Origin of the sequence: Halobacillus hunanensis, assembly GCF_900166655.1 — a bacterium.
Taxonomy (GTDB): domain Bacteria; phylum Bacillota; class Bacilli; order Bacillales; family Halobacillaceae; genus Halobacillus_A; species Halobacillus_A hunanensis.
The window spans coordinates 626,803-651,914 of record NZ_FVZB01000005.1; the positions used below are offsets into that span (position 1 = coordinate 626,803).

At 42.1% G+C, this 25,112-nt stretch carries 22 protein-coding genes and 2 riboswitches; of the genes, 17 read left to right on the forward strand and 5 right to left on the reverse strand.

The window, feature by feature from the left end; all coding sequences use genetic code 11:
* Positions 1-2: 2 nt before the first annotated feature.
* Positions 3-1,121: a PH domain-containing protein gene (locus B5354_RS04115; protein WP_079526169.1), complete on the reverse strand. Its 1,119-nt coding sequence runs from the start codon at positions 1,119-1,121 to the stop codon at positions 3-5.
* 431 nt (positions 1,122-1,552) lie between these two features.
* On the opposite strand from B5354_RS04115, the gene B5354_RS04120 reads away from it, so the two are divergent.
* The 6 genes from B5354_RS04120 to B5354_RS04150 all read left to right on the forward strand — a co-directional run bounded on the left by B5354_RS04120 (position 1,553) and on the right by B5354_RS04150 (position 6,625).
* Entirely contained in the window at positions 1,553-1,876 is a 324-nt protein-coding gene (locus B5354_RS04120; protein ID WP_079526171.1) for a nucleoside triphosphate pyrophosphohydrolase, read from the forward strand.
* Positions 1,873-2,070 (forward strand): phospholipase D-like domain-containing protein, encoded by a 198-nt coding sequence (locus B5354_RS04125; protein WP_079526173.1) that lies wholly within the window; start codon positions 1,873-1,875, stop codon positions 2,068-2,070. Before B5354_RS04120 ends, B5354_RS04125 begins: the two co-directional genes overlap by 4 nt.
* Before the next feature lie 326 nt (positions 2,071-2,396).
* The gene (locus tag B5354_RS04130; RefSeq protein ID WP_079526175.1) at positions 2,397-2,669 is read left to right on the forward strand and encodes a hypothetical protein; all 273 of its coding nucleotides are present in this window, start codon (positions 2,397-2,399) and stop codon (positions 2,667-2,669) included.
* A 329-nt stretch (positions 2,670-2,998) separates the two neighbouring features.
* A complete protein-coding gene (locus B5354_RS04135; protein ID WP_079526177.1) occupies positions 2,999-3,982 on the forward strand; it encodes an HNH endonuclease domain-containing protein in 984 nt (327 codons plus the stop codon).
* 409 nt (positions 3,983-4,391) lie between these two features.
* Positions 4,392-4,628: a hypothetical protein gene (locus tag B5354_RS04145; protein ID WP_079526179.1), complete on the forward strand. Its 237-nt coding sequence runs from the start codon at positions 4,392-4,394 to the stop codon at positions 4,626-4,628.
* A 461-nt stretch (positions 4,629-5,089) separates the two neighbouring features.
* Positions 5,090-6,625, forward strand: coding sequence for a malate:quinone oxidoreductase (locus B5354_RS04150; protein WP_079526181.1), 1,536 nt, complete (start codon positions 5,090-5,092; stop codon positions 6,623-6,625).
* 295 nt (positions 6,626-6,920) lie between these two features.
* Here B5354_RS04150 and B5354_RS04155 read toward each other — a convergent pair whose 3' ends face one another.
* Positions 6,921-8,258, reverse strand: coding sequence for a GTP cyclohydrolase IIa (locus tag B5354_RS04155; RefSeq protein ID WP_079526183.1), 1,338 nt, complete (start codon positions 8,256-8,258; stop codon positions 6,921-6,923).
* A gap of 166 nt (positions 8,259-8,424) precedes the next feature.
* Here B5354_RS04155 and B5354_RS04160 point away from each other — a divergent pair, with 166 nt between their 5' ends.
* The 4 genes from B5354_RS04160 to nhaC all read left to right on the forward strand — a co-directional run bounded on the left by B5354_RS04160 (position 8,425) and on the right by nhaC (position 12,901).
* Complete coding sequence (locus tag B5354_RS04160) at positions 8,425-9,540, forward strand: mandelate racemase/muconate lactonizing enzyme family protein (protein WP_079526185.1); 1,116 nt, start codon at positions 8,425-8,427, stop codon at positions 9,538-9,540.
* A 30-nt stretch (positions 9,541-9,570) separates the two neighbouring features.
* Positions 9,571-10,284 (forward strand): hypothetical protein, encoded by a 714-nt coding sequence (locus tag B5354_RS04165; RefSeq protein ID WP_079526187.1) that lies wholly within the window; start codon positions 9,571-9,573, stop codon positions 10,282-10,284.
* A gap of 3 nt (positions 10,285-10,287) precedes the next feature.
* Positions 10,288-11,409, forward strand: coding sequence for a M20 peptidase aminoacylase family protein (locus B5354_RS04170; protein WP_079526770.1), 1,122 nt, complete (start codon positions 10,288-10,290; stop codon positions 11,407-11,409).
* Between the two features lie 61 nt (positions 11,410-11,470).
* Positions 11,471-12,901: a Na+/H+ antiporter NhaC gene (gene nhaC / locus B5354_RS04175; RefSeq protein WP_079526189.1), complete on the forward strand. Its 1,431-nt coding sequence runs from the start codon at positions 11,471-11,473 to the stop codon at positions 12,899-12,901.
* Between the two features lie 93 nt (positions 12,902-12,994).
* On the opposite strand, the gene B5354_RS04180 is transcribed toward nhaC, so the two are convergent.
* Positions 12,995-14,377 (reverse strand): LLM class flavin-dependent oxidoreductase, encoded by a 1,383-nt coding sequence (locus tag B5354_RS04180; protein WP_079526190.1) that lies wholly within the window; start codon positions 14,375-14,377, stop codon positions 12,995-12,997.
* Positions 14,378-14,489: 112 nt separating this feature from the next.
* Positions 14,490-14,593, reverse strand: a riboswitch (SAM riboswitch).
* Positions 14,594-14,966: 373 nt separating this feature from the next.
* A riboswitch (SAM riboswitch) is annotated at positions 14,967-15,075 on the forward strand.
* Positions 15,076-15,293: 218 nt separating this feature from the next.
* Here B5354_RS04180 and B5354_RS04185 point away from each other — a divergent pair.
* The 4 genes from B5354_RS04185 to B5354_RS04200 all read left to right on the forward strand — a co-directional run bounded on the left by B5354_RS04185 (position 15,294) and on the right by B5354_RS04200 (position 19,692).
* Positions 15,294-16,796, forward strand: a complete 1,503-nt coding sequence (locus B5354_RS04185) for a sodium:solute symporter family protein (RefSeq protein ID WP_079526192.1) — start codon at positions 15,294-15,296, stop codon at positions 16,794-16,796.
* A 41-nt stretch (positions 16,797-16,837) separates the two neighbouring features.
* Positions 16,838-18,298: a CoA-acylating methylmalonate-semialdehyde dehydrogenase gene (locus B5354_RS04190; protein WP_079526194.1), complete on the forward strand. Its 1,461-nt coding sequence runs from the start codon at positions 16,838-16,840 to the stop codon at positions 18,296-18,298.
* A 463-nt stretch (positions 18,299-18,761) separates the two neighbouring features.
* A complete protein-coding gene (locus B5354_RS04195; protein ID WP_079526196.1) occupies positions 18,762-19,214 on the forward strand; it encodes a thiol-disulfide oxidoreductase DCC family protein in 453 nt (150 codons plus the stop codon).
* The gene (locus B5354_RS04200; protein ID WP_245804700.1) at positions 19,207-19,692 is read left to right on the forward strand and encodes a hypothetical protein; all 486 of its coding nucleotides are present in this window, start codon (positions 19,207-19,209) and stop codon (positions 19,690-19,692) included. Before B5354_RS04195 ends, B5354_RS04200 begins: the two co-directional genes overlap by 8 nt.
* Positions 19,693-20,113: 421 nt before the next feature.
* Here the strand turns inward: B5354_RS04200 and B5354_RS04205 are convergent, their stop codons facing one another.
* The gene (locus B5354_RS04205) at positions 20,114-21,319 is read right to left on the reverse strand and encodes a metallophosphoesterase family protein (protein WP_079526200.1); all 1,206 of its coding nucleotides are present in this window, start codon (positions 21,317-21,319) and stop codon (positions 20,114-20,116) included.
* A gap of 216 nt (positions 21,320-21,535) precedes the next feature.
* Here B5354_RS04205 and B5354_RS04210 point away from each other — a divergent pair, with 216 nt between their 5' ends.
* Complete coding sequence (locus B5354_RS04210; RefSeq protein WP_139377054.1) at positions 21,536-22,444, forward strand: endonuclease/exonuclease/phosphatase family protein; 909 nt, start codon at positions 21,536-21,538, stop codon at positions 22,442-22,444.
* A gap of 59 nt (positions 22,445-22,503) precedes the next feature.
* On the opposite strand, the gene B5354_RS04215 is transcribed toward B5354_RS04210, so the two are convergent.
* Entirely contained in the window at positions 22,504-23,715 is a 1,212-nt protein-coding gene (locus B5354_RS04215) for a PLL family lectin (RefSeq protein WP_079526202.1), read from the reverse strand.
* Between the two features lie 329 nt (positions 23,716-24,044).
* On the opposite strand from B5354_RS04215, the gene B5354_RS20420 reads away from it, so the two are divergent.
* Complete coding sequence (locus B5354_RS20420; RefSeq protein WP_163528907.1) at positions 24,045-24,197, forward strand: hypothetical protein; 153 nt, start codon at positions 24,045-24,047, stop codon at positions 24,195-24,197.
* A gap of 53 nt (positions 24,198-24,250) precedes the next feature.
* Positions 24,251-24,691 (forward strand): DUF5392 family protein, encoded by a 441-nt coding sequence (locus B5354_RS04220; protein WP_079526204.1) that lies wholly within the window; start codon positions 24,251-24,253, stop codon positions 24,689-24,691.
* Positions 24,692-25,112: the final 421 nt, after the last annotated feature.

Genomic DNA, 25,112 nt, shown 5'->3' on the forward strand with positions numbered 1-25,112 from the left:
CCTTAACTATTTAATATTTTTTGCTTTTCAGACTGAAACTCATCTTCCGTGAGAATTCCTTGTTCTTTTAGTTTGCCGATCTTTTCTAGCTGTTGATACTTATCAGGTTGTTTTCCTCGGTTAGATGTTTTCTTTTTCTTTGGTTGAGGTTGGTTTATTTTCTGTTCAACAATACTTAGAAACTCTTTTAGGTTATCGTCTTTTTTAATATCATCAAACTTTTTCTTTGAACGGCCAATTTCAAAATATAATTCCCACTTAAATCCATCCGGTTTAAGGTGAAATCCTTTTATCTTTGAGTAATCCCAATCCTCGACGTATTGTTCATACTTATATTTATAAGCGAAAATTAACCGTTCAGTGGTAGCAACGAGTACGCCGTCAATTTCAGTATTTTTCCTTTTGTCGTATTCAACGAAAATAGCTTTTTGAGGCTTTTCATTCTCAACAAAGACCTTATTTCTCAAGTGTTTAAAGGCTTCGCGATTAACGGAGTATTTAACTTCCTGTGTGGTTGAAGGGGAAGAGCCGAACCAATAAGCAAGTTCTTTACGTAACGCTTCTTTTTTATCAGCCTTACGTTGCTTGTGTTCAGCATCTTTGCGTTTCGCTTCTTCAACAGCGTTATCCCAATGGTGCTTCGCTTTCTGGAAGAAGCCGCTCTGAGTTGTAGAGACATCACTGGTTTGATTTGATGTAGTTTCTACTTTTTCAGAAGGTTCCAGGGGGTCTTGGCACTGAGGACATTTCGAGTAAATGAAATCAACAAAGGTTGACATTTGTTTTTTATCAACGTTTTCTATCTTTGCTTTTCTTGTGGAAGAAGTGACAACGATTTTTCCAAACATAACACCGAGCTTTGAGTCGATTGATTCCAGTTCACTAAAGTTGAAATCCCCAACTTTTAGTTTTCCAAACATTCCTTTGTCAATGAAGATAATTCTCTGTTCTGTAGCAACTGATATACCATTTCCATTATCGTAGCTTCCTGTAATCATTCTTTCAATTTTCTCGTTCTCATGCAGAATGTTCGGGAGTACTTTGATTTCCTTTCCGCCAAACAACTTCTCCATTCCATCAAGATGTTTAATTTGCTGTTTTACTTCATCTAATGTAGGCAAATTAGATTCCTCCTTTATACAGAGATAAGAACATGCCAGTTTTACTGCTACATGTCTTTTGATATCGCTAATTTATGATTAAGATCTTAATTGAAGGTATTATAATTTCATTAGCTGCAGTTTAAAAGCATTGAAAATGCATTAACCTTTCATTAAAAAAGGAATTTAAGTACGATTTTGTTACATAATCTATAAAAATATTAACCTAATGTAACATAATTGTAAACTATTGAATTATTTTTGTAACAAACCCACAAATCATTATTTTATACTGTTAATAAATATATGGATATGTTTTCTAAGAATCTACTTTTGTGCGGCTATAGAAAAAAGCCATGAGGAGGGATCCTGAATAGGGGGAATGTCTAAATAGCTACATATGATTTATAATAAATTTAGCAGAACCATAATCCATGTAAGGAGAGAATAATATGCCAGTTTATAACAAGCTTGTACGTGATAGAATTCCAGAAATTACAGAAAAAGACAGGAAAGAATTTGAAACAAAGATTCTAGATGATAAGGAATACATAGATTCACTGAAGGAAAAACTTCAGGAAGAGCTAAACGAATACCTCATAGCGGAAAATGATGAGGAAGCATTAAAGGAAATGGCTGATTTACTAGAATTAATGCATGCTCTGGCAAATGTTCATGGAGAATCTATGGATAAGGTGGAGGAGATTCGTAAGGATAAAGCCGAAAAAAGAGGGGCTTTTAAAGAACAAATTTATCTTGTTGAGGTTCAGGATTGAGTAACGAAGTAAAACTCCATACAGGACGACTTCTACAGGAAATTCTAGACCATATTAATCATTCTAAAACCATTTATATTATGACCTCATTTGTCATGAAATCAGGGGTAGGAGAAATTTATTCAGCATTAGAAGCGGCTGCACTTAGAGGCGCTGATATCAAGATCTTAACAGGTGATTATTTGTTGACTTAGCCCAAACCTGGACAAAGCAGGAAGAGCTAAATATGACAATAGGACAAGAGCGAAATGATGGATCCTATCAGGGAGTAATCGGGGAGAAGAAAAGTACATATCAGTCCAAACCAGAGCCAAGGTTGCACAGCCAGAAGCCATAGAGGCCGTTTTGAACATACTCCATGTTACTTGTTGAAGATCGGGTTCAAACGACCTATCAGCGAGGACGAGACTATTTACAACATACAGGGCTTGATTCGCTCTAAAGTTTTGAATATCAACTATCGGAACACCTCTCAAATCATTCAGTTTGCGTGGGTTTTCTACCAGGCGCATCCAAGAAATTGGTGACAGGTTCTGTTGAAGAACAGGAAATTACCCCGCCTCAAAGCACGCGAAGAAAAGGTCCGGACCCTGTTTTACTACGTGCCAAGAGTTGGTCCCCTGAAGCACAAATTGTTGCCAAGACAATAAAGAATTTACATAGCGAAAAGCTTGTCCCATATGATGATATGCTTATATTGTATCGCGTTAAACACACCCATATAGTCGGTGTGGTCGATACATTGAAGTACATTTTAAATAAATATGGAATTCCTTTTACATGGGTAACATAGAGCCAGGAGTCGAAGCGTCTCTATAGTAAAAAAGACGGAAAAGTTAAACTATCTACTTTGGATAGCAGTAAAGGATTATATTTTCAGGAGGTATTTAATGTGAATGGCGATAATGCCCCTTTGCATTGGAAGAACATAAGAACAGGGGAAATGCGCTTATGTTGGCATGACACGGGGTATTGAGTATTTAATGATATCTTACAGCGGGGTTCAGAGTACACGACCTATTTTGATAACTTGTTGGAAGAAAAGCAGACAAATAAATCGACTCAAATTGTTAATAAATAAAAAAGTTAGAGGCAAACAGTTCTTTAGAGAAGGAGTAATTTATGAGCCACAAGTTGCGGGTAGGAGAACTCCAAGCCCTCTATTTAACAGAAGAACAAATTTGGAGAACCTTCACAACTATTTTAACTACAAGATCCAAGAAGTCTGCAACTTATAAATATGGTTTATTGAAGGCTATGATTGAAAATTTGTATCAAGTGGATGATAAAGCAGTGGTAACTTATGATCAGCTTGCTTATTCTTTTGCAAAAATCTATTGGAACCTTGTTATTCATCATGGATTAGAGCAGGGAACAAGCGGATCAGCTGTTGTGAATCGACTGATTGAAATTCAACGAGAAGAAGGTATTCCAGAAGATATAACTTTTGATAAACTTGATGTCACTATCCAAGTGAAGGTAACTACGAGAATAAAAGCAGTAATGAAGACAAACGTATTTGGAGCTCTTTATGGAGATACGCAAGGTTCCTTTTATGCTTTTGACCATAAAGAAGAAAGGTTCCAGTTTAACAGGGCTGTTTTGACATTCATGAGGAAGTACCAGCTCTTAATGATAGATCTCGTAAATTACCATATGGCTAAAATGATAGAGAAATTAAACGATGTTCCGCACATCAATTACTTGCTGGAAAAGGTAGAAAGTATTGCGAAGCGTTCTACTTTAAAGCCATTTGAACGTTTACTACTTCAATATTGTGAAAACAGGTGTTTCTATTGTGGGAAGCACTTAAATATAGGGCAGGCCAAAACTCATGTGGATCATTTCATTCCATGGTCATTTGTGCAGTCGGATCAATTATGGAACCTCGTCTTAACATGCAGTCACTGTAATACATCGAAAAATGATAAGTTGCCCGTTCGCGATTATCTTAGCTTGGTCGTGGAGAGAAATGAAGTTTTATTGGGACATCAGGAGATTGTCACGCAGAATCAACACCTGATGAATTATAGAGAAGAGAAAATGATTCACCTATATGATTATTCAATTCAGAATGGATATGAAAACATTTGGTTGCCTGGGTGATGTCAAAAAAACTACAATTATTGATAGAAGAATACCTATAAAAGTAATCGCCCTTATTTTGTTTGAATAGGCATAAATATTATGAATTAATTATAGATAACTTAGACTTATATAATTATATAATCAAGTATGAAATATCCGTAACGAAAATTTCCTTCTGAATATATTGAGTATCATTGATGAGCTTAATCTATCTAAAGTTCTGAAAGCAAAAGTAAAGGGAAGAGAAGATTTAGGAGATGATGAGCGTGTAGGAAGGCGTGTTATCTTCGAATTTAATAAGAGCTACCCTGTTGTTATGTCTCCTATGTTAAATAAAGAGAATTTAAAAGAACTTTTTATAGAATATTTAAGTTACTATCATTAAATAAGCAATGATGAAGAGACGACTGTATCCCCAGGAGAAAGAATGAAACAGGAAGAATTGGTCTCGGTGGGCCCAAGTAATGAGTACTCACGCGATAAAGGGGCTTTGGTTACTGGCGGTATGCCGACTAATTCTTCCCTTTCCGTTGCAGAGGGGATTGCGGAAGAAAGTGATGTACAAGATATGAAACAAGGTGATAATCTTCTTGCTTACATAGATAATCAATTAGAGTATATGGATCATCGTATCAAAGGTGGATCTCTTTGGGGTGATTGGTGATCGAAGTATTGAGGCGTATTTGAAGACATTAGAAATAGAAGGAATACGGTTTCGGTTTAAACCCACAGGAGGGAAAGCGTCGAAAAACCGACCACCTTGGTTTTGGTATGGAAGATAGATATATGTAGTTTGGTTGTATAAGGATAAAACTTATTAATAGAAAGTGCTGACCCCTAGTGCGTTAACGCTATAGCGAAGCTGGGTCAGAGGAAACCGGATTAAGGTTTTTTGTGTTCCTAGGGATCTGTGAACGAACTTCTTACCAACCTTTTATAGCCTATTGCAATTAAATAATGGCGGATATATAGTTTTAAATTTTAAAACAATAGTGATACACTAGGGTATAGTGAGTCAAAAAAGATATGCGTAATTAGGTTGCTCCCTGGATGATTGTGAAGCCTAAGTAGGAGCGCCTATATACTTTTGCTTTTTACAAATCTTAGTGAATAAGGATGGGAAAAATGAGCCACAGCCAGAGTAAAACAGACGTTATTTTAATTGGTGCAGGAATTATGAGTGCAACGCTGGGAGCATTGTTGAAAGAACTAGTGCCGGACTGGAATATTCGCGTGTTTGAAAGGCTTGAAAGTGGAGGGGAAGAAAGTTCAAACGTATGGAATAATGCAGGTACGGGACATGCTGCTCTGTGTGAGCTGAACTACACGAAGGAACAGCCGGACGGTTCGATCGACATGTCTAAAGCAACCAAAGTGAATGAACAATTTCAGGTTTCTAAGCAATTTTGGTCTTATCTTGTAAACAGTAATCTGATTCGTAATCCTCAAGAGTTCATTAGACCATTGCCTCATATGAGTATGGTGCAAGGGGAGCAGAATGTTAAGTTTCTAAGAAAGCGTTTTAATACGATGGTGGACAACCCTTTATTTGAAGCGATGGAGTTTTCCGATGATCCGGAAACACTGAAAGAGTGGATTCCGCTGATCATGAAAGACCGGACCTCAAATGAAGCGATCGCGGCTACAAAAATCGATGCGGGAACAGATGTTAACTTTGGGGCGTTAACGCGTAAGTTGTTTGACACGTTGGAAAGTACAGACCTTGATGTCAATTACAAGCATAGTGTGCAGGATATCAAGCGGACCAGCGACGGTGCGTGGGAAGTGAAGGTGCAGGATCTCACGAACGATAAGCTTGAAACCCATACGTCTGATTTCGTCTTTATCGGCGGGGGCGGCGGAAGCCTGCATTTACTGCAAAAGACTGGTATTCCTGAATCGAAACATATTGGAGGCTTCCCGGTTAGCGGACAGTTTATGGTGTGTAACAATCCAGAAGTGATCGAACAGCATCATGCCAAAGTGTACGGCAAAGCCAAGGTGGGAGCTCCGCCAATGTCTGTGCCGCACTTGGATACACGTTTTATCGACAATAAAACATCACTGCTGTTCGGACCGTTTGCCGGTTTTTCACCGAAGTTTTTAAAAACAGGCTCCTTGCTTGATTTGATTACATCCGTACGCAAGGATAATCTCTTTACGATGATCGCGGCAGGCGTGAAAAACGCTTCCTTGACGAAATACTTGATTGAACAAGTGATTTTATCTAAAGAAAAGCGTATGGAACAGTTACGTGAATTTATTCCAACCGCCAAGAGCGAGGATTGGGATTTAGTCACAGCGGGCCAGCGTGTACAAGTGATCAAAGATACGAAAGAAGGCGGCAAAGGAACCCTTCAATTTGGTACGGAACTTGTCCATTCTGCTGACGGCTCGATCGCGGCATTGCTCGGTGCCTCTCCAGGTGCTTCGACAGCCGTTTCTGTCATGCTTGAATTAATGGAAAAATGTTTCCCGCAGCATATCAAAGAATGGGAACCAAAAATCAAAGAAATGATTCCTTCTTATGGCAAGAAGCTAGTGGAAAACCCTGAACTAATTAAAGAAATTCATACTTCCACAGCGCAGGCGTTGAACTTAGTGGATCAAAAAAAAAATGAATCTGCGGAAAGCGATTCGCGGGTCTTACAAGAAGCATAAATAGCCATTTTGGCTGTTTATGTTTCTTTTTTTAAGGATAAAAAAATAACCACCCATAGGCCTGGCAAGCATGTGGTTGGTTATTCCTATAAACTCTATGTGAGCCGCCCTCTTCAAGGGCTATTGTACCTGACCGTGGTGTAATAGCACCACGGTCTTCTTTAGTATATGCTTCATTATAACCTGTTTTTTAAAATTGTAAAATTGACTTGCCCTTTTATTATCAACTATAGAATTCAATAAAGGAACTCTTTCTCTCAGGAAGGGTTCCTTTTTCTATATTAACGAGACTCAATTAACTGAATTGATCAATCGGTAAGTTGATTTCATAAATTGCCCTTGGCCGCCCCTTTTGATAGGTTTTCTCTTCTCCGACAATCTGTAAATAGTGATGGTCGGAGAACTTTTTTAATATCCTTTCTGAGGTGCGGCGGCTGACTGCTAAATACTCAGACAGGTCATATGAGGTGAAACGGTGCGAGTTCCTCGATTTGATGAATTGAATCACTTTATCGACATTGGTTGTACTCAAATGCAACGTTTTAGCGAGAGTTTGTAACTGATGGTTTTCTGTTTTTAATCGATGGTACTTTTTATTTTCGTTTAAAGGACCGATTACTTTTTTATCCTCTGTGACAATAAATGCACTGCTGTTTGTGAGTGCCTTCGCTTCGTTTAAGGCAATGGCGGCATGGTTTTCTGCTTCCTTTGTCGTCAAACCAAACCCAAATCCTGCACTGATTGACGTTTGCATGTTGTTTTCAACTTCAGAAAGGAGAGGCATCGACTGGAAGTGTTCCGTAATGAACTCTATTCCCCCCTTTGTACCGTAGATGACGAACCGGTCTTTTTGGAGGTGCTGAACCGATGCGTTAATTTTTCTGGCAAACTGATCGAGTGGTTGACGAATCTTTGTGACGTATTCTTGCTGATACACGACAGGCACATTCTCAACCAACCTGTCATAGTCATTAATGGAAATCAGGCCTACAGCGATTTGTGAGGATTCACTTTTTTGCAATTTACCAGCGGTCTTGGCTTTGATGAGGGAATCGGCAATCTGCTTTTCAGACTCGATCATTTTCATACAGTTGATGCCTTGTTCCGTTAAACGGTCATATACGGCGTGGATACTGGTCAGAACGATCTCAACTTCTCCTGCGTGCCATAGATTGGTATGGAATTGAATGATTTCCTCTAAATCAAAGGAGCTGGCATCGTCTTCTAGAATCCCTTGATAATTTTTTATATGAAGAGGTTCTGCTGGAATGTCTACATAGTTTAATACGTTATACACATCTTTTTTATCGGTTAGATCAATGGCTATACGACTAATTGGGATGTGATAATGATGCTGAATATAGAAAAGAGACAAGCTCAGAGAGATTTCGTCTAAGCCTGCATAAACCACGGGGGCATCTAACTTATCAAGTTCAACTTTTGAGAAAAAGTAGGGTAAAAAACCTGAGAAATAAAACACATCACAGTATGCAGCCTGTTGAATCAATTGTAAGGATTCACGGGGATGATTGTAGGAATATGGAATGAGTTCTATGTTACTGATGTCTTTTTCATATTTTTTTATGTGGTGAATAAAGTCTTTGGAGCCGAATACAGCGATTTTCACTACCATTATGTAACCCCTCTTGAGAATAATACCATCATTATAACTTACCCCATCATCTGTTTCAAAAATGTTGATTGACAAATCTGAAAATTCAAGATAAGGTGTTTATTACAAATAAACGTCTACCAAGCGACATGTAATATTTTGTCGATCAAAAGGAGATAGGGTGGCCATGAAAATCACATCGATCAGTATTTTTGGCATAAAACTGCCATTGATAGATCCATTCATTATTAGTTACGAAACGTACACAACGATGCCAAGCGTTATCGTCAAAGTGGAGACAGATCAAGGCGTTGTCGGTTATGGGGAGGGAGTAGCCGATGAACATGTAACCGGCGAGACGTGGGAAAGTATCTTTCAGGTACTCAAACATACACTGGCTCCGGCTGTTGTAGGAGAAAATCCCTTTCATCTTGAGAAAATCCATGAAATCATGGATCGAAGCATCTATCAGTCTCCTACAGCGAAGGCAGCGATTGATATTGCCTGCCATGACATAATGGGTAAAGCAGTCAATCAACCAATCTATAATCTATTAGGTGGAAGATATCATGAAAGGTTCCCCTTGTCTCATGTATTAAGCATCCAAGAGCCGGACGTAATGGCCGAAGAAGCGGCTCAAGCTGTTGATAAAAGCTACCAGATTCTGAAAATGAAAGTAGGGATCGATCGAGAGAAGGATGTTAAACGGATTAAAAGTGTACGCCAAAGAGTCGGAGAGGATATCCGGATTCGAATTGACGCCAACCAGGGCTGGAAAACTAGTGCTGATTCGCTAGACATCATCAAACAAATAGAAAGCGAAGGTGTGGAATGGATTGAACAGCCTGTCGTTGCTGATGATATAGAGGCTTTAGCGGAAGTGAAACAAAAAGCCCACCTCCCATTAATGATCGATGAAGGTCTTAAAGGAACGAGGGAGATGCGTGACGTGATCAGCAAGCGTGCAGCCGATAAGGTAAATATTAAACTAATGAAATGCGGTGGTATTTATCCAGCCGTAAAACTTGTTCACCAGGCAAGTATGGCAGGGATGAGCTGTCAGGTTGGATCAATGGTTGAGTCTTCGGTTGGCTCGGCGGCAGGTTTTCACGTAGCTTTTGCGAAAAAAGACATAACCAGTGTGGAGTTAACAGGTCCGTTAAAATTTGCCAAAGATATTGGGTCACTGCCGTATGATGTTCCTTTTATTGAACTACGCGACCGTCCGGGGCTGGGCGTTGAGGTCGATGAGAGAATACTAGAAGAATTAACAGTAATGTATGACAAGGTTGAGTCAAGGTAACGTTATAGATTTTGAAAAGAGGGGAAAGGCATGGACGTCTTGTACCAAGGAGAATTAACGAACAGGTTCAATGGAATGCGGGAAGGTTTTCAAGTGAGCAGGCTAAAGTCAGAGCATTTATCGCATATTTCACAAGTCCAGGATACTGTTTTCGAACAGCTGCAAGTCAAAGAATCTTTGCAGGCGTTGACCCAGGAAGAATTAACCCAGCTGTTTCACGGCAAAGGGCTGGTCCTTGGCGTGTTCGTACAGGAGCGGTTGGTCGCCTTTCGTGCGCTTCTTTATCCGGGTGATGATGAGGAAAATTTAGGACGCGATTTAGGTTTATCTAAAGCAGAGCAAATGAAGGTCGTACACCAGGAAATAACTTGTATTCTCCCCGAATACCGGGGGAATGGCTTGCAGAAGAAATTGGCTAAATGGATTATGACAGTGTTTAATCAAACTTCGAATGAGTACCGCCATCTTTGCTGTACCGTTTTTCCTACAAATTATCCGAGCTTGAAAGATAAATTGGCTCAAGGAATGATGATTGCCCAAATCAAAGACATGTATGGCGGCTTACTACGGTATGTGCTCTACAAAGATTTACGAAGAGACATGACCATAGATGGGCGTACATATTCGGCAGCAGCAGTCGAAGATTATCAGCAGCAAAAGCGGCTTTTGGAAAATGGCTGCTATGGTTATGGATTAAAGGAAATGGACGGAGACATGATGATTTTGTTCGGGAAGGTGCTATAAATGATGGTAAAGCAGTTTGTCGAAAAGCTCCAACCAGATATCCAGAACGTTTTTGACCATCTTCATACAAATCCTGAAGTCAGCTGGAAAGAAGAAAATACAACTACCTATCTTAAACAATTGCTAGAGGAAAAAGGAGTAAAGGTTACTACTTTTCCAGACTCAACCGGACTTATTGCAGAAATCGGCAGTGGTAAGCCGGTTGTAGCGGTACGTGCGGATATGGATGCTCTTTGGCAGGAAGTAGAGGGAGTTTTCCAGGCCAATCATTCCTGTGGTCATGACGCCCATATGAGTATGGCTGTTGGAGTCCTGCTTACGCTTCTTATGAAAGGGCTTCCAAAAGGGAGTGTTCGATTTATTTTTCAACCTGCTGAAGAAACAGGAAATGGTGCATTAAGAATGGTTGAAAATGGTGTAGTTGATGATGTTGATTATTTGTATGGTGTTCACTTGAGACCTGTGCAGGAAATGAAAGGAGGTCAAGCTTCACCGGCGATCATTCACGGTGCAGGACTGTTTATGGAAGGGAACATTGCAGGTGAAGATACACATGGGGCACGTCCGCATTTAGGTAATAATGCCATTGAGGCTGGTTCCGCCATGGTGGAGTTACTGAAAGGAATTTACCTCGATCCAATGATCCCTTATTCAGTCAAAGTAACTAAATTTCAAGCTGGAGGGGACAATCCAAATATCATTCCAGGATCTGCTGTATTTACCCTTGACTTACGTGCGCAAACCAATGAGGCTCTTCAGCAGCTTCGTGAACAGGTGGAAGGCAAAATTGAAGCGGTGGAAAAAGCCTACAATTTTCCTGTTTCGCTTCGAGTGATGGACTATGTACCGGCTGCGGAGACTGACAGTCAAGCTCAAGGCTATATGGAAGAGGCGATTAAAGAGGTGCTCGGAAATGAACATACGATGGAACCCATCGTCACATCTGGAGGAGATGATTTTCATTTCTATACCATTAAGCGTCCCCATTTAAAAGCAACGATGCTAGGGTTAGGGGCGAATCTAAAGCCTGGTCTCCACCATCCGCAGATGACATTTGATCGGGAAGCCATTTTTTCTGGAATTGAGATCCTTGCTCACACAGTAGTAAAGACGTTAGATCAGTAAGAAGAATGATTTCTTGCGCCTTATATTTTTGCAAACATAAAAATATAGAAGGGGAGTTCGTATGGTTGAAACACGTAAAAAAGAAATGACGTTTGGACTTGCTGTTATCCCACTTGTTCTTATGATTGTCGCTATGCTTGTTACGATTGTTGTACTGGAAGGAAGCCCTCATACCCCTTTAATTTTCGGGACAGCTGTAGCTGGTTTAGTTGCTTGGAAAAGTGGTTATCAATGGAATGAAATTGAAGAAAGCATGTATAAAGGAATTCGATTAGCTTTGCCTGCTGTTGCCATTATCATGTTGGTCGGTCTGACCATTGGCGTTTGGATTGGCGGCGGCATTGTGGCAACGATGGTCTACTACGGATTAAAGTTAATTACACCGTCCATGTTTTTGGTAGCGATTACAACCATTTGTGCTGTTGTTTCGCTTGCGATTGGTAGTTCATGGTCTACAATGGGAACCATCGGTGTGGCCGGTATGGGGATAGGTGTCAGTATGGGAATCTCTGCTCCCATGGTTGCGGGGGCGATTATTTCAGGTTCCTATTTTGGTGATAAAATGTCCCCATTGTCGGACACAACAAACCTGGCATCAGGACTAACAGGAACCGATTTGTTTGAACATATTCGACACATGCTGTACACTACTGTTCCTGCTTTAATCATTGCTCTTGGAGTGTATTGGTTCTTGGGGAGAGGATTTGGTTCCCAATCCGTCAATATGGAAAATATTCAACAATCTATGATGGCTATGAATGAAAACTTCGTCATTTCACCGTGGCTGCTTCTTGTCCCATTAGCTGTAATTGTGCTGGTAATCCGGAAAGTTCCTGCAGTCCCTGCACTTATAGTTGGTATTCTATTAGGTTTTTTATGTCAAGTCATTATTCAGGGTGACACGATGAGCAGTACGGTCACTACGCTGCAGGCAGGTTTCTCTATTGATTCAGGAAATGAAATGGTAGATAACCTCTTTAATCGTGGCGGATTGGATTCCATGATGTACACGGTCTCCATGACCATCGTTGCCATGACATTTGGAGGAATTCTGGAGAATACAGGAATGCTAAAGGCGATTGTTGATCAAATTTTGAAATCAGCAAAATCTGCGAGAAGTCTTGTCCCAACAACGATTCTATCGTGCTTTGCGACAAATCTCACCTGTTCGGAACAATATATTTCCATCGTCGTTCCAGCAAGAATGTATGCCAAAGTCTATACAAAGAAGAAGCTTCACTCTAAAAATCTATCACGCGCTTTGGAAGACGGAGGGACATTAACATCTGTCTTTATCCCCTGGAACACATGTGGAGTCTTTATCCTTGGAACATTAGGCGTTCATGCTTTTGAGTACGCCCCTTACGCGATTTTGAATTTTACTGTTCCTATTTTATCGATGATTTATGCGGGGATCGGATTCTCAATCGTCAAGTTGTCGGATTTGGAACAGGAGGAAATGGAAGAACAGTTGGAGCGCAACACAGTGTGACCTCACTTTTTCCCTAAGCATCTTACGAGATTGTATAGTGTATTCATGAAGTACCTGTTCCCTGCTGAAGTGAGGGACAGGTACTTCATGAATTTAGGTGAGAGAATATCTGTATTTACTCCCTGGATGATCCTCAGGCAGCACACTTTCCCCATGTGGAAACAGCTTCTCTCTTAATGTACCATCCTGATAATCCTTCTTATACAACCCGCGCTCTTGCAGTTCAGGTATCACCAGGTCCACAAAGTCCTCGAGGTCCCCTGGGGTTACTAAATGGTTTAAGTTAAAGCCATCCACTCCTGACTCTTCAAACTGGAATTGAATCGCGTCGGCCACTTCTTTAGGATTTCCGACGATAATGCTATTACGGTCTGGTGATTCAAATCGGTTCAGCACTTCACCGACGGTTAGTTTTTTAGGAGCATCCTTCGTCAGTGTGGCCGCTTTATAGTGACCGCCTTCAGTTGACTTCGTGTATTCAAAAGGAAGGTCTGGGTCCATTTCTTCATACTCGCCGATGTCGTACCCGCTGGCCCCGTATTGGGCTTTCGCGGCGTCTGGACTCCAGTGGCGCGCGTATTCTTCAAACTTTTGTTCCGCTTCCTCTGTCGTTTCGCCAACAATCACACTAAGGAAGGAGAAGATTTTAATGTTGTCTGGGTTGCGACCGTGGTTTTCCGCTCGCTCGCGAATATCATCGGCATAGTAGTGAATTCGCTCAGGTGTCGGTCCGCCGACAAAGATGCACTCAGCGTGTTTAGAGGCGAATTCGCGTCCGCGTTCGGATGTGCCGGCTTGATAGAGGACAGGTGTCCGTTGTAAGGATGGTTCACTCAGGTGCGGTCCTTCCACGGAAAAGTATTTTCCTTCGTGGTTAATTTCATGAACTTTGTCGGGGTCAACTAGTGTGTTGTTTTCGGCATCTTCCACAAACGCGTCATCTTCCCAGCTCGTTTCCCAGAGCTTATAGGACACATCGAGATATTCATCAGCGATATCATACCGTTCATCGTGCTTGATCATATTTTCTAAGCCAAAGTTACGTGCCGCGTTTGGCAGGTAAGAGGTCACCACGTTCCAAGCGACGCGCCCTTTTGTCAGGTGATCGAGAGTAGAGAAGCGACGGGCATTTCCGAATGGAGCTTCATAAGTCGTACTGACCGTCATCGCAAAGGACAAATGCTTGGTCACGCTGGCCATCGCTGGGATCACGAGGGCAGGGTCATTTAACGGCACCTGCAGCCCATCGCGGATCGAGGGATCTTTACTTTTTTTATACACGTCATAGATTCCCAGCACATCGGCGAGGAACACGGCATCAAATTTGCCTCTTTCTAATAGTTTTGCTAAGTCCATCCAATAATCTAAGTCTTTATAGCGGCGGTGGCGCTCATTTCTTGGATGCTTCCACAGTCCGTGGGAATTGTGCATCGCGCTGTTCATTTCAAAAGCATTTAGGATGATTTGTTTCGTCATTGTGATTCCTCCTTAAGTTCTTGCTCTATGTAAATAGCTTCAAGTACATGAAAAAGCCTCTTCTTTTAAAAGAAAAAGAAGAGGCCGATAACCGTACATGTTTGAGAGCTCTTCCTTATCTTTCAAGCGTTCCCGCTTGCTGGAATTGGCACAGTACTTGATCAGTCTGTTGCCGAGGTTTCTAAGGGCCAGTCCCTCCACCTCTCAGGATAAGAAATATCATTAACTATTAAGTTGATGCAAAATATACAGCATATCCGAAAAGGTGTCAATCACTACTTTGTAAATATTCTGTAATTTACCCTGCTGTGGTGCAGGTTAAGAAAATTTCGATCATTTAAGTTAATAATGGTATTTCATATTAGCAGTTGACATACACGAAGACTCCTATGGGAACAGCGTCCAAAGGGAGACCCCGCAGAACGGAACGTAGTGACGTTCGAGGAGGCTCGCTGGTCACCCATGGAAAGCGAAGTGTATGTCAACTGCGGATTCGGAACTTAAAGCTAATGTTAGTGTTGACAGGGAATTCTTACCTCTGCTATGATGCTGGTTATCAGATTATTTGAACAACTCAATAACGAAATCACTCTTATCAAGAGTTGGCTGAGGGATTTGGCCCTATGACGCCCGGCAACCACCCTATTAGGGGAACGGTGCTACTTCCAACAGACAGATGGATGTCTGGGAGATAAGAGGTTGGAGCAGTGTACATATTTCAGCCTCTTTCTTTTGAAAGGGGCTTTTTTATATGGTCCCGGAAAAAGTGTTGTGGAACAGAAGACTATTATGATTAATGAAAAGGGGAGAGAAACATGTTTACGATCTATTGGATTGCTCTAGCAGCTTTCTGGGGAATTGGCTTACTGATCTGGAACAGAAGCTATAGAAAATCTACGAAAGGGGGGCGTCGTTAATGCAGCTCGTTACGGGACCGCTATTTTGGACACTTGTCAGTCTGCTAGTCTTGTATTTCGTTTTTGTCACATGGATTGGGAAAAAGGGTAATAAGTTTAGTAAATCGATGAACGGTTTTGCGACAGCGAGAGGGAAGGTGAATCCGTGGCTGGTCGGGGCAAGCTATGCCGCGAGCTTTGCCAGTGCCAATTTATTTATCGGAGTGCCGGGGTTAGCTTATGAGCATGGCGTATCCGTGTTATGGTACACGCTCGGCGGCTTCGGGGCTGGATGGATTGCACTGCTACTGTTTGCCAAAAAGTTCTGGAAATATGGCAAGAAGTTTGGCGGGGTGTCGACCCTTCCTGAATGGCTCGGGAGGAGATACAACAGCAAAACCTTGCAAGTTCTCGTTACGTTTCTAGTCCTGTTTAATGTGTACTACATCGTCGGTCAGAATGTCGGATTAGCGACAATCTTTGAAACGGTTCTCGGCATTCCATATTTCTGGGGAATTCTCGCCGGGGTAACGATTACGATTCTCTATATTGGCCTTGGCGGTGCTTTTGCCCAAATCGTCACGGATGGCATTCAAGGGGCTCTGATGGTGATTACGTCGATCCTGATTTTTGCCTCGTTATTTTGGACGATAGGCGGAGGATTGAATTTATTTGGTGAACTTTCCTCCCAGCTGAAAGCGATCGATCCAGAACTCGTGGCGCCGTTAAACGGTCCGTACAACAGTGTACTGGCTATCCTGTCGGTACAGTTTTTACATATTAGCTTTGTGGTTATGCCGCATTTGCTGAATAAGGTATTGTCCCTGGAAACGGAGGAGCAGCTGCGGCCGTTTACCCTGTCGGCTGGGCTAGGCATGTTTTTCATTACCGTTCTGATGGTGTTAGGTGGACTGGCGGCTCGCGTGATCGCACCCTCCCTTGGCAGTGCGGACTCTGCCATTCCGGCTTATGTATTAGAAGCGTTTCCGCCGATCATTGGCGCGATCATTATCGTTGGGATCATTTCTGCGATTTTATCGAGTACCGACAGTCTGTATTTGAGCATCACTTCAAGCATCGGCAACGATCTCTATAAGGTGTTAGCACCCATTTTGTCAAAAACAAAGCTATCCCAGCATCAGCTCGATCTGCGTTCTGTGAAAGTAGCAAAAGGCTCACTGGTGTTCGTTGGATTGGTCACCTTTTACCTATCACTCGATCGGCCTGATTCGCTGGCGATTCTGATACAGTTCAGTTTTTCAGCGATTATCAGTGGCTTACTGGCGCCGATCGTTCTCGGCTATCTTTGGGAAAAGTCGAACGGGTATGGCGCGATTGCCTCACTGCTTTCGGGCACAGGGCTCTATGTCGTATTCACAAGTCTGAACGTTTTTGAAAACATTTATATTTCCTTGTTCCTGGCTGCGGCGGCTGGATTCGTGGTAATGATTCTTACCTGCTTGTTCACTACAGCGAATGTAAGTCAGGAAGAACGAGATGTTTTTCTAAAAGATGTACTATAAGGCAGTAAACCAGACAAATTAATTGAAGGAGGATGAGAGTTTTGACACAAACAGAAGTAAAGTCCATTCAAAATTATGTAGGTGGAGAATGGATTACACCGAAATCAGAGCAAACGGAAGAGGTGCTGAATCCCGCTACAGGGGAAGTGATCGCCCGTGTCCCGATTTCGTCAGACGAGGACGTTGACTATGCTGTAGAAGCAGCGGCTGAAGCTTTTGAAACATGGAAAGAGGTATCTGTTCCGAAGCGGGCGCGTATTTTATTTAAATACCAGCAATTGCTCGTCGACCATTGGGATGAGCTGGCCGAACTGATTACTATTGAAAACGGAAAAAGCTTTAAAGAGGCTTATGGAGAGGTTCAGCGCGGGATTGAATGCGTGGAATTTGCCGCCGGAGCACCGACATTGACGATGGGCTCGCAACTGCCATCGATTGCGTCGGGGCTGGAGTCTGGGGTTTACCGTTATCCTATCGGTGTGGTAGGCGGAATTACTCCTTTTAACTTCCCGATGATGGTTCCAGCCTGGATGTTTCCGCTTGCGATTGTGACAGGAAATACGTTCGTATTAAAACCTTCAGAACGCACACCGCTTTTGGCCAATCGTCTAGCAGAACTGTTTGAGGAGGCTGGCCTGCCTGAAGGGGTGCTGAACATTGTTCACGGTGCTCATGATGTCGTCAATGGTTTATTAGATCATACAAAAGTTGCGGCGATTTCCTTTGTTGGCTCGCAGCCTGTTGCCGAGTACGTGTACAAACGAGGGACTCAAAATTTAAAACGTGTGCAGGCACTGTCTGGCGCGAAAAACCATTCGATTGTATTGAGAGATGCCAACATTGAAAATGCGGTCGATCAAATTGTAGCGGCGGCCTTCGGGTCAGCAGGGGAACGTTGTATGGCCTGTTCTGTAGTAGCTGTGGAGCATTCCATCGCTGATCAAGTAGTAGAGGGTCTTGTCCGCAAAGCCAATGAACTTAAAATCGGCAATGGACTGGACGAGGACGTCTTCTTAGGTCCGGTGATTCGTGAACAGCATAAAGAGCGCACACTGCAGTACATTGAAACAGGCGAAAATGAAGGAGCTAAATTGGTGCGCGATGGTCGGGAGGATCAGAACCTTCCGAATCAGGGCTATTTTGTAGGACCGACGATTTTTGATAACGTAACGAGCGAAATGAAGATCTGGCAGGATGAAATTTTCGCCCCGGTGCTGTCGATTAGTCGTGTGGAAAATCTGGAAGAAGCAGTAGAACTGACGAATCAGTCTCGATTTGCTAATGGTGCCTGTTTGTTTACGAATGACGGTGGACATGTTCGGACGTTTCGGGAAACCATTGATGCCGGGATGCTAGGCGTCAATATTGGCGTACCCGCACCGATGGCTTTCTTTCCGTTCTCAGGCTGGAAGGATTCCTTCTATGGGGATCTCCATGTGAACGGAAAAGATGGCGTGGAATTTTATACACGTAAGAAAGTGATGACTACTCGTTGGGTGTAAGGTACAACTACCTATTACTCCAAATGCAGGTCTTGTTAATGTCATTGTCGAGACACCAATTTTATAACCCAATGTAACTAAAAAAATCAAAACCATGCATTCCATTTGGCTAGTTACAATAATTGCGCGATTATTTCATTTGTCGCCGGGTTGACAACATCAATTTGTTCCAATTCTTTTCCCAACCATTAAATAGTATAATTCGGGCAGCTGTGTCAGTAAATAGGCAGCTGCTCTTTTGTTATTTTTCAATTGTTGCTAAATGGATCACATTCACCTTCTGATTATCTTCTCGCGCGAACACTTCAACCATTACCTGCTCAGTAATCCTCTGCGACTTAGTGGAAATTCCTAATAAAAGGCTTATTCAGGGGTTTAAACCAAATTTAAAGTCCATTTAAACCAGTTTTATAAGTGAAGGGTTAAAATAATAAAAGAACGTAACAACTAAGGAGGGAGAAGGATGAACGAAAGCTTGGTGGATACACACAATCATTCTCTTATTATATTTGACGGCGTCTGTAACGTTTGCAGTAAAACTGTACAATTTATTATTCGCCATGATCGCCAAAGACATTTCCGCTTCGCTTCATTGCAGTCGGATATAGCGTCATCCCTATTGACAGTGCACTTTCCTAACATGGAGCTAGATTCTATTGTTTTAATCGAAGGAGACAAAGCCTTTTCAAAGTCAACAGCGGTTCTTCGAATTTGCAGAAAACTAGATGGTTTCTGGAAAGCAGCCTATGTATTGATTTTGATCCCTAAACCGCTCCGAAATGTATTATATCGATGGTTTGCTAAACGGCGGTATCAATTCTTTGGAAAACAGGACACCTGTATGACAATCACACCGGAAATTCGCAACAGATTCCTAGAGATCGATGAAAGGAAAGGGGAGAGGCCTAGTGAATAGGGGTAGAATTTTTCGCGTGCTCAAGCAATCCATACCTGCTACATTTCGACTTTATTTAGGGATTACTTTCTTAATTTATGGAGCAGCTAAGTTAGCTATGGGGCAGTTCGGTGAGCCATCGTCTGAAGTTGAGGCTATAAGGGGAGAAGGCTTCGTGCTGGCCTGGTCCTTTTTTGGATATTCTCGAATGTACGAAATATTCATCGGACTAGGCGAGGTAATCGCTGCTATTTTAATTATGATTCCCAGAACTGCAACCTTAGGAGCCATCATCTACTTTCCTATTATAGTCAATGTGATGATGGTCAATTACTTTTTTGACATCGGTGTGCAGGATTTGAGTACGGTTCTTACAGTCTTGTGTGCTTTCTTACTCTGGGTGGATAGAGAAAAATTGTTCCTGATTTTTTCCAGTACACCACAGTTGGAGTCAAATGCACGTGAAATGCATGTTCGATCGACCAGACATGTGAAGTGACGGGTTTTCATTGGATGAAAGTTAGATTTTTAGAAGGGATGGGAACACTAATGACAAGTTTTATGTTGATTATGATCCTCGGGTTATTCGTTATGACGATGGTCTATTATTATATGAAAGATGTTAGAAATGAAAGGAAGGGGGGGTCGTAGTAACTCGCTCCCATTTCTTTCCGTTCTCGGGCTGGAAGGACTCCTTCTATGGGGGTCTTCATGAGAATGGTCAGGAGGGCGTGGAATTTTATACACGTAAAAAAGTGATAACTACTCGTTGGGTATAAGGTGATAGACCCCAGCACGTTCATACATGAACGCGCTGGGGTCTTTTATCAATTTGCGGAAGGATTCCAAATATAGATTATGACCTCATGGATGTATTTACGGACAAGGTTGAGCAAAATCATAAAGACCCATAAAGTTCACTAATGATTTACCTTACCTTTATTCTTTTCTTCCTTAAGCGGTGCTGGATCAATACTCTGGTCATTAGCAGTTAAGTCGATTCCATAGTCTTTAGCAAAAACCATATGAGTGTCCACGAGACCCTCTTCTGTACTTTCATCTAAATGAAAGACCCTGGCACCACGCAATCTATTTTTTTCAGAACCTGATAGGCCATATGCGCCAAACCCTGCGCTGCCGGCATAGCCGAGCATGATGCCGTAATAATTGCCTGCGTATGTATTGATGTGGTCATGGCCGCAAAAGACTCCCTTGACATCTCCTCTTTCAAGCATTGCTGAAAACATGCCGCTATTAAACGGACCAGGACACTCATCTTCATTCCTTTCACCTGTGATACTGTGCTTTTCCACAGCTTTGGCATGGTGATCAGCGGTTCTTTCGTCAACACTTGCGAACCACATGTACCTATGTTCCCAGAGGGGGATATGGATGAAGACAAGGGAAGGCACCTTACGACCCCATTGCTGTTCAATTTTCTTTGATGTTTCATAGTACCAGCTTACCTGGTTGAAACGGATCCAGTCCCATGTTGGGTAACCTGAAAAGTCCTGTCCGGCAATCGTTTTTGGAGCGTATCTGCCACTGTCTAGCAGCCAAAGGTTAAAAGCCGCCTTATTGCCTTTAGAGTTTTTAATAAGAAGATTCATATTCCCGGTTCCGGTAGTGTCTTTTGGACCGCGCGTATTCACATTATGTTTGTAGGATATGTAAACGTTCAGCATGTCTTCTTCGTCAAGACCGGTTTTTGGAGTAGAATCTTCATCATGGTTACCAAATGTCACAGCCCATTTGATTTCACGATGCTCCATCGGTTGGACAACATTATTCATTGCTTGCTTCATTTCAGTAGGTGTCTCACAACCAATGGAAATATTGTCTCCATTAAGGATGACAAGGTCTGGTTTTTCTGCATCCAACACTTTTTCCATAAGCTCGATTGTTCGGCGGTCTATGCGTTCATCATCTTGGGTGTCGTTAAACTGTACAATTTTGAACTTTCCATCTTGGTTAAATCGAAGCTTTGCATTATCATTTTTTGCAGCATAAGCCGTGTTACCACTGAACAATCCTGTTGCCGTACCTGTAGAAGCAAGTGTTAATGCCAGTGTACTCATTCCCCCTAGTTTTATAAAATCCCTTCTGTTGAAATCTTTTTGCTCCATCTTATGACCTCCATTATAGTATTTGAATCTTCCTCTAATAGAATAGTTGGAGAAAATTAAAGGAGTATGTATTGGCTGTAAACGATTGCTATAAAAAGAGTTCTCTCTAGAAACTTAATTTCAGATTAAAAAGTTTTTTACATCGGTTTATCAAAGGTTTTACATCGCTTTGGTACCTTTTCTATGTAATAAAAAATATAGAGGAGGTCGTTCAAAGTGAAGAAAGTATGGAATGTTTTTATGTTACTGCCAGTTTTATTTCTAATGATGGCCAGCTTACTATCCAGTCCCTTAGAGGCTTTTGCTTCTGAAAAAAGTAGTCAAGCTGATGAAACAGAGTTGAGGGTGATGACGTTCAATTTAAGATATTTAAATGATAGTGATCCCTCTCCACATACGTGGGAGGAAAGACGTTCAACAGTGCGCCAGGTCATCAGAATGGAACAGCCTGGTATCATTGGGACACAAGAGGCTGTCTATCAACAGGTTAAACAGGTTGGTTCTGATTTAGCGAACTATAAATGGATTGGGTTAGGCAGAGAGGGAGGCAGCAAAGGAGAATTCATGGCAGTATATTATAATGAGAAACGGTTTACGCCACTGGAATATGACCATTATTGGTTATCAGATACTCCGCATATTGTTGGTTCTACTTCTTGGGGAAACACGATTCCACGGATGGTTACATGGGTGAAATTTCACGATACAAAAACAGATCAGTCATTTTATTTTGTTAACACACACTTTGACCACATATCTGAAGAAGCGAGAGAGAAGAGTGCAGCATTAATCAATCAAAAAGTAAAAGAGTTTGACTCTGAGCTGCCTGTTATCTTAACGGGAGATTTTAATGCCAGTCCTGGTAGTAAGCCTTATGAAATCCTTACAAATGAGGGGCCATTTGTAGATACTTGGACTGCAGCAGATAATAGAATGAACGAACACCTTGGTACATTTAATGGATTTAATGATCCTACCGGCGGAGGACCAGACAAACGGATTGACTGGATTCTATCAACTGAGAATGTAACAACCCAATCTAGCGAGATTGTGAACTTCCGAAAAAATGGTCAATACCCTAGTGACCATTATCCTGTTATTTCAGATTTAACTCTACAATACTAGAAAAATTTTGGGCAGCTCTTTCAAATTTGAAAACAGCTGCCCTTCATTATTTTATAAAACTACTGCCCACGATAAATGTGGATCAGTTCACGATTATCGCCTCGCGCAAATACATCAGTCCGGTTTGGTCCCCAGGACACCGCTGCCGGCTCCGAATTCAGTGAACCGCCAAGGTTTTGCCAGTTCGACCACGTCGAACCGTTCCATGTGCGCATATAAAGGTTTCGGTTCGTGCCACGGACGAATACTTGCAGTCGATTTGGTCTTGTGGAGGAAACGGCCGGGCCTGATGTCAATGTGCCGCCAAGACTTTCCCAGTTACTCCACTGGCGGCCGTTCCACCATTTGTGGATTAAGTTTTGATTTTGGCCTCTGGCGAAGACGTCAATTCGGTTCGGTCCCCACGATACGGCTGCTGGTGCTGAGGATAGGGAGCCGCCAAGGTCTTCCCACTCTTCCCAGCGCGAGCCGTTCCACGTTTTCTTGTACAGGCGATTGTTAGTTCCTCTGACAAACACATCTAGCTGGTTTGAACGACGAGAAGAAACAGCAGGGGCGCTCGTTAACGTACCGCCGAGGCTTTCCCAATCGCTCCACTGACTGCCATTCCACCATTTGTGGTAGAGCGTATCATCGGTACCTCTTGCGAAGACGTCAATTCGGTTTGGTCCCCATGATACGGCTGCTGGTGCTGACGTTAACGTGCCGCCGAGATTCTCCCAGTCGCTCCATTGACGGCCGTTCCACCATTTGTGATACAAACGATCTCCGGTACCTCTTGCGAAGACGTCAAGTCGATTCGGCTGCCACGATGCTGCTGCAGGTCCTGATGTCAGCGTTCCTCCTAAGCTTTCCCAGTTGGACCAGCCTTGGCCCGGACCTGGCTGTGGCTGTCCTCCGCCGCCAATTGCATCTAAGGTAATTTGAATCACTCTTATCAAGATCCTCTCGGCGACATTTGGAGCAATCCCAAATTGTCTGAAGAACAAGTTCAGCCATGGGATCCTCGCTTGGAATTGGTTATAAATTTGTCTGGCTGATTGGCTGGTGTCAGCCTGATTCAGCGTAAAACTAACAGCAAGAGAAAATACATAATCAATAATTCCGCGGTTCATACCGGCTTGCTCAAGCTGTGCGTATAAGTTGTTGTGCTGCGTACGAAGCAGCTGCATCATTTCCTGTAAACTTGGCTGCTGGCGCATATAGGCTTGAGGCGGGGCGTAGTAATAAGCTGGGACGTATGGGGGCTGCTCATATGGATGTCTAAACATCGATCTACCTCCTTTATTCATACAAAATCAGTATATGCAGAGATGGGCGGATGTGGGAATCCTATCCCTGTTAGCCGCCTGATAGTGCTCATATTGCCAATCAGCAGCGATTGTGATAAAATAAATCTATAACATTTTCTATAATTCACCTATGTATATAAGGGGAGTAGCATTGGAGGTGGGAGACCAGCTCCAAAATAAAGTCGTCATGACATGGTTTTATTACCATCGGCTTTATTGACAAGCGATTGTTCAGCGAGACCTTTGCCATCAACGGCAAAGGTCTCGCTTTTTTTAACAAAAAATGACCATAATGGAGAGATGCTACAGTGAAAGTGAATCAATTATCTCTAGAAAAAATGAAGCAGTTTGCTGCGATGCTGCAAAAGCAGGGAGTAAAGGTTGAACTATGCAAGAAACCGAAATCTTTTACTGTTTTTCAAAAGGAGCAATTGACTGTCATGATAGACCCAAAGTCATAATAACTTATAACGATAGACAGTTTGTGTAGATCACTTAATAAAGGAAGGATCCTATGAAACTTATCAAAACGGATATGCCGGGTTTCATCAATAAAGAAATGGAACAACTGCAGAAAACCGTAGCACCTTTTATGAAGAAAATGTCTAAGTATACGTTGTTTTCACTGCCGTTCATTGCCGTTTCACTCATAAATTTAGTTTATTTACTATTTGTTGTGCCAGGTCACACCAGCTCCCTGTTTACCATCGGATTTTATGCACTGCTTGGAGCTATCGGCCTCGCGCTATCAAAAGAAGCCAGGTTTCAGAAGAAAGAAATGGCCAAACGGAGCAGGGACTACATCATTGAGCGTATTCACAAGAGTGATGTGATGTCTGACCAAAGCAAAATGGAATATGTGTCGCTCATTAACGGCCAGCCTTTTCATACCATGAATTATTTTATTAAATTCCTGGAAGAGGAGAATCGGGAAAGCAGGTTACAAGCTTATTAGCAAGAGAAAGGGACTCAGAGAATGCTCTGGGTCCTTTTTTTTATGGGAGATAAGAGGCTGAGATAATTGTAAGCAATGAATTCCAAATATGAATGAAAAAATAAAATAGTATAAACGCAGAGCATTAGCGTAGTCAAAATACGTAGACTCTTGTGGGAACAGCGCGAGTCGAAGATCCCTTAGGAAAGCGTTCTTTGCTTTCTGAGGAAGCTGAGGCCGTGCCCACTGAAAGCGAAGTGTTTTGACGGAGCGATGGTAAAAAACTCTTTCACAGCACTCAAATAACCCTAAATAATCCGAATGATTCCAATAAAATCATTCGGATTATTTTATGCTTTATTCAGTTTCGTTTCAACATCTCCTGAACGAAATGCATAAATATAAATTAAATTAAATGTTTATAAACTATTTGAATTTATCG

Bases quoted from the DNA above. Each gene is read 5' to 3' on its own strand.
- B5354_RS04145 (WP_079526179.1), top strand. From the start codon at position 4,392: ATGAAACAGGAAGAATTGGTCTCGGTGGGCCCAAGTAATGAGTACTCA.
- B5354_RS04215 (WP_079526202.1), bottom strand. From the start codon at position 23,715: ATGTTTAGACATCCATATGAGCAGCCCCCATACGTCCCAGCTTATTAC.
- B5354_RS04170 (WP_079526770.1), top strand. From the start codon at position 10,288: ATGGTAAAGCAGTTTGTCGAAAAGCTCCAACCAGATATCCAGAACGTT.
- B5354_RS04180 (WP_079526190.1), bottom strand. From the start codon at position 14,377: ATGACGAAACAAATCATCCTAAATGCTTTTGAAATGAACAGCGCGATG.
- nhaC (WP_079526189.1), top strand. From the start codon at position 11,471: ATGGTTGAAACACGTAAAAAAGAAATGACGTTTGGACTTGCTGTTATC.
- B5354_RS04135 (WP_079526177.1), top strand. From the start codon at position 2,999: ATGAGCCACAAGTTGCGGGTAGGAGAACTCCAAGCCCTCTATTTAACA.
- B5354_RS04165 (WP_079526187.1), top strand. From the start codon at position 9,571: ATGGACGTCTTGTACCAAGGAGAATTAACGAACAGGTTCAATGGAATG.
- B5354_RS04155 (WP_079526183.1), bottom strand. From the start codon at position 8,258: ATGGTAGTGAAAATCGCTGTATTCGGCTCCAAAGACTTTATTCACCAC.
- B5354_RS04120 (WP_079526171.1), top strand. From the start codon at position 1,553: ATGCCAGTTTATAACAAGCTTGTACGTGATAGAATTCCAGAAATTACA.
- B5354_RS04160 (WP_079526185.1), top strand. From the start codon at position 8,425: ATGAAAATCACATCGATCAGTATTTTTGGCATAAAACTGCCATTGATA.
- B5354_RS04195 (WP_079526196.1), top strand. From the start codon at position 18,762: ATGAACGAAAGCTTGGTGGATACACACAATCATTCTCTTATTATATTT.
- B5354_RS04150 (WP_079526181.1), top strand. From the start codon at position 5,090: ATGAGCCACAGCCAGAGTAAAACAGACGTTATTTTAATTGGTGCAGGA.
- B5354_RS04185 (WP_079526192.1), top strand. From the start codon at position 15,294: ATGCAGCTCGTTACGGGACCGCTATTTTGGACACTTGTCAGTCTGCTA.
- B5354_RS04220 (WP_079526204.1), top strand. From the start codon at position 24,251: ATGAAACTTATCAAAACGGATATGCCGGGTTTCATCAATAAAGAAATG.
- B5354_RS04205 (WP_079526200.1), bottom strand. From the start codon at position 21,319: ATGGAGCAAAAAGATTTCAACAGAAGGGATTTTATAAAACTAGGGGGA.